The organism is Amycolatopsis orientalis DSM 43388 (assembly GCF_000411975.1).
Taxonomy (GTDB): domain Bacteria; phylum Actinomycetota; class Actinomycetes; order Mycobacteriales; family Pseudonocardiaceae; genus Amycolatopsis; species Amycolatopsis orientalis_D.
The window spans coordinates 41,951-51,601 of sequence record NZ_ASXG01000193.1 but is presented as its reverse complement, the minus strand read 5'-3'; the positions used below and the strand labels follow the sequence as shown (position 1 = coordinate 51,601).

Genomic DNA, 9,651 nt, shown 5'->3' with positions numbered 1-9,651 from the left:
GCCGCACCCGTCTCACACGACCCCTCCAGCAAGATCACGAACTACAGCTGGAGTACTAGAACCTCGCTTGGCCAATGGACGGAGAAGCGGAAACATAATGCGCCATTCGGCCGAACTGTGTTAGTCCGATTGCTGAGGTGTTCTGGGATTGGCGTCTCAGGAGAAACAGAAATGCGACGCGCATAATCTGACTGGCGCGATGCAATCCGGCGCTGCTCGCGACACAGCCTGGGCCGGTGCCGCGAGCAGCGCTGTCGTGGTGGGAGGCTCGGGGGCGGATGCACCTCGAACCGGGGCTGTTCCGAGCCGCGGCGCCGACGGCGAACGGGGCCGCCTCGCGGAGACAGCCCCGTTCGCCTCGCTGCTTCACCAGCCGCGCTCGCGCCACTCCTTCAGATGCGGTCGCTGCTCGCCCAGAGTCGAATCGTCGCCGTGCCCCGGGTAGAACCACGTGTCGTCCGGCAGCTCGCCGAAAATCCGCGTCTCCACGTCGTCCAGCAGCGACGTGAAGTTCTCCGGCGACGACGTCTTCCCGACCCCTCCCGGGAACAGCGAATCGCCGGTGAACAGGTGCGGGTGGCCGGACGGATCCCGGTACAGCAGCGCGATCGAGCCCGGCGTGTGGCCGCGCAGGTGGATCACCTCGAGGGTGACCGCGCCGACCTTCAGGGTGTCGCCGTGTTCGACCAGGAAGTCCGGGGGGACCGGCAGGGGTTCCGCGTCCAGCGGGTGCGCCGCGGTGTTCGCGCCGTTCGCTCCGGCCACCGCGCCCAGCGCCTGCCAGTGGTCGGCGTGCTGGTGGGTCGTCACGACGGTGCGCAGCGCGGGCCGGTCGGGGCCGTGGCCGATCAGGTCCGAGATGCGTTCCGGGTCGTTGGCCGCGTCGATCAGCAGGGCTTCGTTCTGCTCGCGGCACACGAGCAGATACGCGTTGTTGTCCATCGGGCCAACGGAGAGCTTGGTGATGGTGAGGCCGTCCAGCGTCCGGCGGGCGGCGTCGCCGCCCGGTTCGACGTGTCCGGTGTATGTGTCGGCGATGTTCACGAGGTCCCACCGTAGCCGGGTCACCCGTGCGGCGGCCACGTGGCCGTTTTTGTCGGTGCCTGCTGTCAAGATCTTCCCATGACCTCTTGGATCGACCCGCTCGCCAAGCTGGCGCGCGAGAACCTTCCGCCGGACGTCGCGGAGGCATGGGAAACCGTGTTCCGGCCCGCCGTGCGGCTGAACACCAGCGGGAACGGCGTACGCGTCGGCTGTCTCGGCGGTACTCCCGCGCTGCCCGCGGACGTCGAGTGGCCGGTGTGGCGCGGCGAGCTGCCGATGAACTTCGTCGCGTCCGTGGACTGCGCCGCGCTTCCTCGGGTGCCCGGCGGGATCGAGCTGCCCGCGTCGGGTTCGCTGCTGTTCTTCTACTGCGACGACTGGTTCGAGGCGCAGGGACCGGTCGATCTGACCTCCCTCGGCGCGGTCGTGTTCGTCCCGGCCGGCGCCGAGACCGCGGACCGCGCCGCTCCGGAGGGCGTCGAGGTCTATCCGCGGCTGGAGGTGTCCGGGGAAATCGCCGGCACGTTCCCGAACTCCGAGCAGGAAGTGCTGCGCCGCACGCTCGCCCGCGACGGGCTTCCGCTCTCCGACCCGGAGAACTGGTCCGAGGAGTTCTACGACCTGCTCCGGGAATCGTCCGCCGCGCCGTACCACCAGATCGGCGGCTGCTCCTGGCCGGTCCAAGGCCCGCCGGAGGACGAGGTCGCCGCCGCGGTGCTGCCCGACGACGCCGCCGAATCGGACCTCGCCGACGAGGCGCTGCGCTGGGCCTTGCTAGCCCAGATCGACAGCGACGGCGACGCGGGCCTCAGCTGGGGTGATGTCGGGGTTCTGTACTGGCTGGTCCGCGAAGACGACCTCGCGGCTGGCCGGTTCGACCGGGTGCGGTGCGTGATGCAGAGCGGGTGAGTGCTGGGTCGTGTCGGGTGGGGGTGTCGCGCGGGGTCGCGCGGGGTGAGGTGGGCGTTCTGTGCTGGCTGGGCCACGTGGATGATCTCGCGGCTGGCCGGGTTCGGTTTGTCAGGCAGAGCGGGTCGGCCCTGAGCCGCGCGGATGTGAGCGTCGTGTGGGGTGATGTCGGCGTGCTGGATGACCTTGGGCGGGCGGGTTCGGCTGGGTTCGGTGCGTGATGCAGAGCGGGTGAGTGCTGGGTCGTGTCGGGTGGGGGTGTCGCGCGGGGTGAGGGGGCGTTCTGTGCTGGCTGGCGTGGATGATCTCGCGGCAGGCCGGGTTCGGTGCGTGATGCGGAGTGGGTGGGCTGTGTCAGTGCGGGTGTTGCGCCGGGCGGTGTGGGCGTTCCATATCGGCTGGCCCGTGTGGACGACCTCGCGGCGGGCCGGTTCGATCGGGTCCGGTGCGCCACGCCGACCGGGCAAAACCTCAACCGCGCCGGTGCCGGTTCAGCCATTCCGTCGTGCAGCAGTGCTCGCACGGTTCGAGTTCGCCCGGGAGCACCGAGGCCCAGGCGATCCGGACGATCTCGTGGGTGTCGCGGCCCATCCGCTCCTGCCGTTGCTGGCCCCTGCGCAGCCAGTAGCAGTCGGCGTCGTTGTGGTACGCGCTGCCGCCCGCCGTGCGGTAGCCGGTCGGCAGCACTCCCGCGGCGAGCTGGCGGCAGTCGGCGCAGTAGGCCTTCGTCATGCCGTGCCGGCACTCGTCGTCCTCCGGCGGCGCGGGCGGCCGTCCGGCGGGGCGGGCGGCGGTCGCGAGGTCGGCCAGTTCGGCGAGCTGGGCGCGGGCGGCCGGGTCCTCGGCGGTGCGCCAGGCGATCCGGTGCCGGGCCGCGCAGGTGCGGAGCCGGGGGAGGAGTTCGTCGGATCCGGGGGCGTCCAGCGCGGTGCGGAGGTACTCGCTGTCGCTGTAGAGGTGCACGCGGACCGGTCTTTTCAGGCTTTCGAGTGCTTCGACGGCCGCGGTCAGCGCCATCCGGTCGGCGGTCGTGTCCGCGGCCCCGCCGGTGAGGGTTTTCCGATGGTCCCCGTAGGCCAGCAGCGCGGACCAGCCTCCCGGCCCCGGGCTGTCGCCGCCTCTCCCCGCCGCGTAGATCCGCACTGCTCCGGCTTCGTCGCTCGCCACCCCGCCAACGTATCGGCCGCGCCCGCCGCTCCTCGCGAAACCCGCCGGAACGCCCTGCGCCGCGCCGGTTCCCGGGGCCCGTGCACCCGGGCCGGGCGGCCTTCGCCGACCTGTATCGTGGAACCGGGCCAGCCAGCGCATCCGCTCTGCCGCGCGGGGCCTCCGACAGCGTCCGGCGACCCCGCCGCGGGCCGCTTCCCCCGGCCCCCGGAGAGCGGAAAACCCCAGGCAGAACACGTGCGGTCCGGTTTTTGTCGGTGGTCGTCCCTACCCTGGGCACGCCCGCCGGCACCGGATCTCCCGGCGGGCCACCGAGCAGAACGACGGAAGGGACGAAGGCGTGGCTGATCGCCTCGTTGTTCGCGGAGCGCGCGAGCACAACCTCCGCGGCGTGGATCTCGATCTGCCCCGCGACAGCATGATCGTGTTCACCGGCCTGTCCGGGTCGGGCAAGTCGAGCCTGGCCTTCGACACGATCTTCGCCGAGGGGCAGCGGCGGTACGTGGAGTCGCTTTCGGCGTACGCGCGGCAGTTCCTCGGGCAGATGGACAAGCCGGACGTCGACTTCATCGAGGGCCTCTCGCCGGCGGTGTCGATCGACCAGAAGTCGACCTCGCGCAACCCGCGGTCCACCGTGGGCACCATCACCGAGGTCTACGACTACCTGCGGCTGCTCTACGCCCGCGCGGGCAAGGCGCACTGCCCGAAGTGCGGCGAGGCGATCAGCAAGCAGACGCCGCAGCAGATCGTCGACCAGGTGCTGGAAATGCCCGAGGGCACGCGGTTCCAGGTGCTGGCCCCGGTCGTGCGCGGCCGCAAGGGCGAGTACCTCGACCTGTTCCAGAACCTGCAGCAGCAGGGCTACGCGCGCGTGGTGGTCGACGGCACGGTGCACCCGCTCACCGACCCGCCCAAGCTGAAGAAGCAGGAAAAGCACCAGATCGGCGTGGTGATCGACCGGCTCACGGTCAAGACCAGCGCCCGGCAGCGGCTCACCGACTCGGTGGAAACGGCGCTGCGGCTGGCCGACGGCCTGGTCGAACTCGACTTCGTCGACCTCGACGAGAACGACCCGCACCGCGTGCGCGGCTTCTCCGAGAACCTGGCCTGCCCCAACGGCCACCCGCTGGCGATCGAGGACCTCGAGCCGCGGTCGTTCTCGTTCAACTCGCCCTACGGCGCCTGCCCGGAGTGCACCGGCATCGGCATCCGCAAGGAGGTCGACCCGGAACTGGTGGTGCCCGACGACGAGCTGTCGCTCGCCGAGGGGGCCATCGCGCCGTGGGCGGGCGGACAGAATGCCGACTACTTCCTGCGGCTGCTGGAATCGCTCTCGGAGGCGGTCGGGTTCCGCATGGACACGCCGTGGCGGCGGCTGCCCGCCCGGGTGCAGAAGGCGGTCCTGCACGGCGTCGACGAGCAGGTGCACGTCCGCTACCGCAACCGGTACGGCAGGCAGCGCTCGTACTACGCGGCCTTCGAGGGCGTGATCCCGTTCCTGGAACGCCGCCTCGAGCAGACCGACTCGGAGTACATGCGCGAGCGGTACGAGGGCTACATGCGCGAGGTGCCGTGCCCGGCCTGCCAGGGCACGCGGCTCAAGCCGGAGATCCTCGCGGTCACCCTGGAGCACGCGACGCAGGGCGACCGGTCGATCGCCGAGGTCTGCGCGCTGTCCATCGCGGAGGCCTCGGAGTTCCTCGACGAGCTGGTCCTCGGCCCGCGCGAGGCGATGATCGCGGGCGCGGTGCTGAAGGAGATCCAGGCGCGGCTGCGCTTCCTGCTCGACGTCGGCCTCAACTACCTTTCGCTCGACCGCGCCTCCGGCACCCTGTCCGGCGGCGAGGCGCAGCGCATCCGGCTGGCGACGCAGATCGGCTCCGGCCTCGTGGGCGTGCTGTACGTGCTGGACGAGCCGTCGATCGGCCTGCACCAGCGCGACAACCACCGGCTCATCGAGACGCTCACCCGGCTGCGCAACCTCGGCAACACGCTGATCGTGGTCGAGCACGACGAGGACACCATCCGGGCCAGCGACTGGGTGGTCGACATCGGCCCGGGCGCGGGCGAGCACGGCGGGCACATCGTGCACAGCGGCCCGTACAAGAAGATCCTGAAGAACAAGGACTCGATCACCGGCGCGTACCTGTCCGGGCGGCGGCAGATCGAGGTGCCGGCGATCCGGCGGCCGGTGGACAAGAAGCGGCAGCTCACCGTGGTGGGCGCGCGCGAGCACAACCTGCGCGGCATCGACGTGTCGTTCCCGCTCGGCTGCCTCGTGTCGATCACCGGCGTGTCCGGGTCGGGCAAATCGACGCTCGTCAACGACATCCTCGCACAGGTGCTGGCGAACAAGCTCAACGGCGCGCGCCAGGTCCCGGGCCGCCACACCCGGGTCAACGGCCTCGGCAACGTCGACAAGCTGGTGCGCGTCGACCAGTCGCCGATCGGCCGCACGCCGCGCTCCAACCCGGCCACCTACACCGGCGTGTGGGACCACGTGCGCAAGCTGTTCGCGGCGACCACCGAGGCGAAGGTCCGCGGGTACCAGCAGGGCCGCTTCTCGTTCAACGTCAAGGGCGGCCGCTGCGAGGCGTGCGCGGGCGACGGCACGATCAAGATCGAGATGAACTTCCTGCCGGACGTCTACGTCCCGTGCGAGGTGTGCAAGGGCGCCCGGTACAACCGGGAAACGCTCGAGGTGCACTACAAGGGCAAGACGGTGTCCGACGTGCTGGACATGCCGATCGAGGAGGCGGCCGAGTTCTTCGAGCCGATCAAGGCGATCCACCGGCACCTGCAGACCCTCGTCGACGTCGGCCTCGGCTACGTCCGCCTCGGCCAGCCCGCGCCGACCCTGTCCGGCGGCGAGGCGCAGCGCGTGAAGCTCGCGAGCGAACTGCAGAAGCGCTCCACCGGCAAGACCGTCTACATCCTCGACGAGCCGACCACCGGCCTGCACTTCGAGGACATCAGCAAGCTGATCGGCGTGATCAATGGGCTGGTGGACAAGGGCAACACGGTGATCGTGATCGAGCACAACCTGGACGTGATCAAGACGTCCGACTGGATCATCGACATGGGCCCGGAAGGCGGCTCCGGCGGCGGCACCGTGATCGCCGAGGGAACGCCCGAACAGGTCGCGGCCACCGAGGGCAGCTACACCGGCGAATTCCTCGCGCAGGTGCTCAACCCGGCCTGATCCCCGCGGTGACGCGAGCCCACGAGAGCCGTCCGGTCCCGGGACCGGACGGCTCTTCGCCGCGCGGGGGTCAGACCTTGCCGGTGGTGCGTTCGACGACGGGGGAGAGCGGGCCGTAGGACAGGGCGCGGATCCGGAAAGCCGAGCCTTGTTCGCCGGGCAGGAGAGACAGCGCGCAGTGCGTCGCGTCGGGATCGGTCACCTCGACCGGGGTGAAGTCCGGGGCGCCGGGGCGGCGGATTTCCAGGAGGAAACCGGCTTCGCCGGCCGTGCGGTCGGTCCAGGCGAAGTGCAGGCTCTGGTCCGGCGCGGGGGCAGCGGTGAAGTCGCCCGGGGCGGACGGCGGGACGGCGGTATCGGGCGAGGCAGCGCCGCCGGGCGTCACGGTCGCCGACACCGGACCGGCGAAAGAGCGGATCCGGTAGTAGAACGGCGTTTCCGGGATCAGATTCGGGTGGGTATAAGAAGTCTGGTCGCGCGGGAGGTACTGCAGCGCGGTCCACGGGCCGTCGGCGGCGTTGGCGTATTCGAGGAGGTAGCCCGCCGCGGCCGGGTCGGCAGGCCAGTGCAGGACGACGTTCGTGGGCGAGGTGAGGGTCGCGGTGAAGGCGGGAGCGGCCGGCGGCGGCGCGGAACCGCAGGCGGCCAGCGTCGCGGCGAGTGCCGCGGCGAGGGCGGTCCGGGCGATTGTCGGCACGGCAAGCCTCCTCGACGGTTCAGGCGGCGGCGTACCCAAGGGGTGGCCAGCCTAGGAAACGGCGGCCAAGATCGACAAGCACGCGTTCCGCTGATCGGGAGAGGGGCGGCTGTGGTCCTCGAGAAGAAGAGAGACGCCGAGTACTCGTTCCGGAGCGACTGGTGGCTGCCGACCCTCCCGGGACGGGTGTTCGACGCGATCGTCGACCTGGAGTCCTATCCGCGGTGGTGGCCGGACGTCCAGTCGGTGCGCCAGGTCGACGACGACACCGCGCAGATCGTCTGCCGGTCCCGGTTGCCGTACCGGATCGTCGTCGCGATGCACCGCGAGCAGCAGGACGCGGCGGGGCTGCGGGTGCGCGTCCGGCTGAGCGGCGACCTCGACGGGGTGCTCGCCGGGGCGATCCACGCCGAGGACGGCGGTTCCCGGCTGGAGATCACGCAGCACGTCCAGGTGCGGAAACCGTTGCTGCGCCGGCTGGACATCGTCGCCCGGCCGTTTTTCCGCGCCAACCACGCGTGGATGATGCGCCGCGGCCACCACGGGCTGGCCGGCTACCTCGCGGCGAAGTAGCCGGCCAGGACCCCGGCTCAGCGGGCGACCGGTTCGGGCGCGGCGGCCGGTGCGGACGCGGCTCGGCGGCCCAGGAGCACCGCGGCGAGGATCGCGGCGAGGGCGGTCAACCCGGCGCTGAAGCCGTAAGCCACCCGGAATCCCGACGCCAGCGCCTCCTTTTCCGCGACGCCTCCGCCCAGCAGCTCGGCAGTCCGGGTCGCCGCCGCGGTGGCCAGCACGGCGGTTCCCAGCGCGCCGCCCACCTGCTGGGTCGTGGTGATCAACCCCGAGGTCACGCCGGAGTCGTCGGGCGTCGCGGCGGACATCGCCAAGCCCACCAGCGCCGGGATCGCCGTCCCGGCCCCGGCGCCCATCAGGATCAGCGACGGCAGCACGTGCAGGGCGTAGCCGCCTGAGGTCTGGACTTGGGTCAGGTACAGGAAAGCGACCGACGTCGTCAGCAATCCGGCGACCAGGACCGCGCGCGGGGAGAACCGGGTGTTCAGCCAGTCGGCGAGGCCGAGCGAGAAAGCGGCGATCATGACCGGCGTCGGGACGAACGCGAAGCCGGTGGTGAGCGCGTCGAATCCGAGGACCTGCTGCAGGTACAGCGCGGTGACGAATTGGAATCCCAGGAACCCGGCGACCATCACGATCATGGTGAGGTTGGCGCCGCTGATCGCGCGCACGCGGAGCAAACGCAGCGGCAGCAACGGGGTTCGCGTGCGGGCCTGGCGCAGCAGGAACAGCAGGAGCAGGACGACCGCCGCGGCCAGCGTGGCGACGGTCAGGAAGGTCCACCCGGAGTCGCCGGCTTGCACGATGCCCAGCACCAGCAGCATCACCCCGGCGGTGACCAGCAGCGCGCCCAGGACGTCGATGCCGGTGCGGAGGCCGAGGCCGCGGTCGGAGGCGACGACCAGCGGAGTCAAGACAAGCGCCGCGATGCCGATTGGCAGGTTGAGGTAGAAGGTCCAGTGCCAGTCGAGGCCCTGGGTGAGCGCGCCGCCGGCGACCATGCCGATCGACGCGCCCGCGGCCTGGGTGAAGCTGTACACGCCGATCGCGCGGACGCGGGCGCGCGGCTCGGGATAGAGCGTCACGATCATGCCCAGCACCACAGCGGACGCCAGGGCACCGCCGACGCCTTGGACGAACCGCGCGATGACCAGCGTGGTGGCGTTCGGCGAAAGACCGGCGGCCAGCGAAGCGGCGGTGAACACGACGAGGCCGACGAGGAACACCCGCCGCCGGCCGACCAGGTCGCCGAGGCGGCCGGAGAGCAGGAGCAGGCCGCCGAACGCGACAAGGTAGGCGTTGACCACCCAGGCCAGCCCGGGTGCGCTGAAGCCCAGGTCGGTCTGGATCACCGGCAGGGCGACCGCGACGATCGAGCTGTCCAGCACCACCATCAGCGAGGCGGCGGACAGCACGGCGAGCGCCGCGCCGCGGTGCCGAGCGGTTTCGGGCATGACAAAGTCCTCCATAACCAGCACAGGGGAGAGTTTCCGCTGGTCGGAGCCAGGGCATCTCTTGTTACAGTGCCCATCATGTGTGACCATGGAGCACCGCGGAAGGAGGCACTTTCATGTCCCAGGGGAACATCGCTGTGACCGACGAGGCCACGGATTTCGACCCGGCGAAATTCGCGGTGTGCACGGTGATGGAGGTCGTGAACCGGATCAGCGGGAAGTGGGTGATCGGCATCCTGCTGGAGGCGACGCGCGGCCCGGTGCGGTTCACCGAGCTCGAACGCTCGGTGCAGGGGATCAGCCGCCGCATGCTCACGCTCACGCTGCGGAATCTGGAACGCGACGGCCTGCTGAAGCGCACCGTGTATCCGACGGTGCCGCCGCGGGTCGAGTACGAGGCCACCGAAATGGCGCGCGAGCTGTACGACTCGCTGTCCGGGCTCGTGGACTGGGCGGAGCGGCACCGCGAGGCGATCGCGGTTTCGCGGCAGAGCTACGACGGCCGCACCGCTTGCTGAATTCTGCTTGCTGATCTGGAGAGGCGCCGCGGCCGTGCGCACGGGGGACGCGCACGGCCGCGGCGCCGAACAGTCCGCACCCGGAGG

General features: G+C 70.7%; 8 protein-coding genes. 4 read left to right on the top strand and 4 right to left on the bottom strand.

The annotated features are described in order from the left end of the window. Positions 1–366: 366 nt before the first annotated feature. Positions 367–1,044: an MBL fold metallo-hydrolase gene (locus L942_RS39505; protein ID WP_037370391.1), complete on the bottom strand. Its 678-nt coding sequence runs from the start codon at positions 1,042–1,044 to the stop codon at positions 367–369. A 78-nt stretch (positions 1,045–1,122) separates the two neighbouring features. Here L942_RS39505 and L942_RS39500 point away from each other — a divergent pair, with 78 nt between their 5' ends. Next, positions 1,123–1,953: a YwqG family protein gene (locus tag L942_RS39500; RefSeq protein ID WP_037370381.1), complete on the top strand. Its 831-nt coding sequence runs from the start codon at positions 1,123–1,125 to the stop codon at positions 1,951–1,953. Between the two features lie 471 nt (positions 1,954–2,424). On the opposite strand, the gene L942_RS44035 is transcribed toward L942_RS39500, so the two are convergent. Further along, entirely contained in the window at positions 2,425–3,120 is a 696-nt protein-coding gene (locus tag L942_RS44035) for an RNase H family protein (RefSeq protein WP_051166550.1), read from the bottom strand. A 340-nt stretch (positions 3,121–3,460) separates the two neighbouring features. Here L942_RS44035 and uvrA point away from each other — a divergent pair, with 340 nt between their 5' ends. Beyond that, positions 3,461–6,322 (top strand): excinuclease ABC subunit UvrA, encoded by a 2,862-nt coding sequence (gene uvrA / locus L942_RS39485; protein WP_037370379.1) that lies wholly within the window; start codon positions 3,461–3,463, stop codon positions 6,320–6,322. Between the two features lie 70 nt (positions 6,323–6,392). Here the strand turns inward: uvrA and L942_RS39480 are convergent, their stop codons facing one another. Continuing rightward, the gene (locus L942_RS39480) at positions 6,393–7,019 is read right to left on the bottom strand and encodes a fibronectin type III domain-containing protein (RefSeq protein WP_037370378.1); all 627 of its coding nucleotides are present in this window, start codon (positions 7,017–7,019) and stop codon (positions 6,393–6,395) included. 111 nt (positions 7,020–7,130) lie between these two features. Here L942_RS39480 and L942_RS39475 point away from each other — a divergent pair, with 111 nt between their 5' ends. Then, entirely contained in the window at positions 7,131–7,592 is a 462-nt protein-coding gene (locus L942_RS39475) for an SRPBCC family protein (RefSeq protein ID WP_037370377.1), read from the top strand. A gap of 17 nt (positions 7,593–7,609) precedes the next feature. Here L942_RS39475 and L942_RS39470 read toward each other — a convergent pair whose 3' ends face one another. Then, positions 7,610–9,046, bottom strand: a complete 1,437-nt coding sequence (locus L942_RS39470; RefSeq protein WP_037370387.1) for an MFS transporter — start codon at positions 9,044–9,046, stop codon at positions 7,610–7,612. A 116-nt stretch (positions 9,047–9,162) separates the two neighbouring features. Between L942_RS39470 and L942_RS39465 the strand changes: the two genes are divergently transcribed. Continuing rightward, the gene (locus L942_RS39465; RefSeq protein WP_037370376.1) at positions 9,163–9,564 is read left to right on the top strand and encodes a winged helix-turn-helix transcriptional regulator; all 402 of its coding nucleotides are present in this window, start codon (positions 9,163–9,165) and stop codon (positions 9,562–9,564) included. The last annotated feature ends 87 nt before the right edge of the window (positions 9,565–9,651 follow it).

Bases quoted from the DNA above. Each gene is read 5' to 3' on its own strand.
- L942_RS39500 (WP_037370381.1), top strand. From the start codon at position 1,123: ATGACCTCTTGGATCGACCCGCTCGCCAAGCTGGCGCGCGAGAACCTT.
- L942_RS39470 (WP_037370387.1), bottom strand. From the start codon at position 9,046: ATGCCCGAAACCGCTCGGCACCGCGGCGCGGCGCTCGCCGTGCTGTCC.
- L942_RS39465 (WP_037370376.1), top strand. From the start codon at position 9,163: ATGTCCCAGGGGAACATCGCTGTGACCGACGAGGCCACGGATTTCGAC.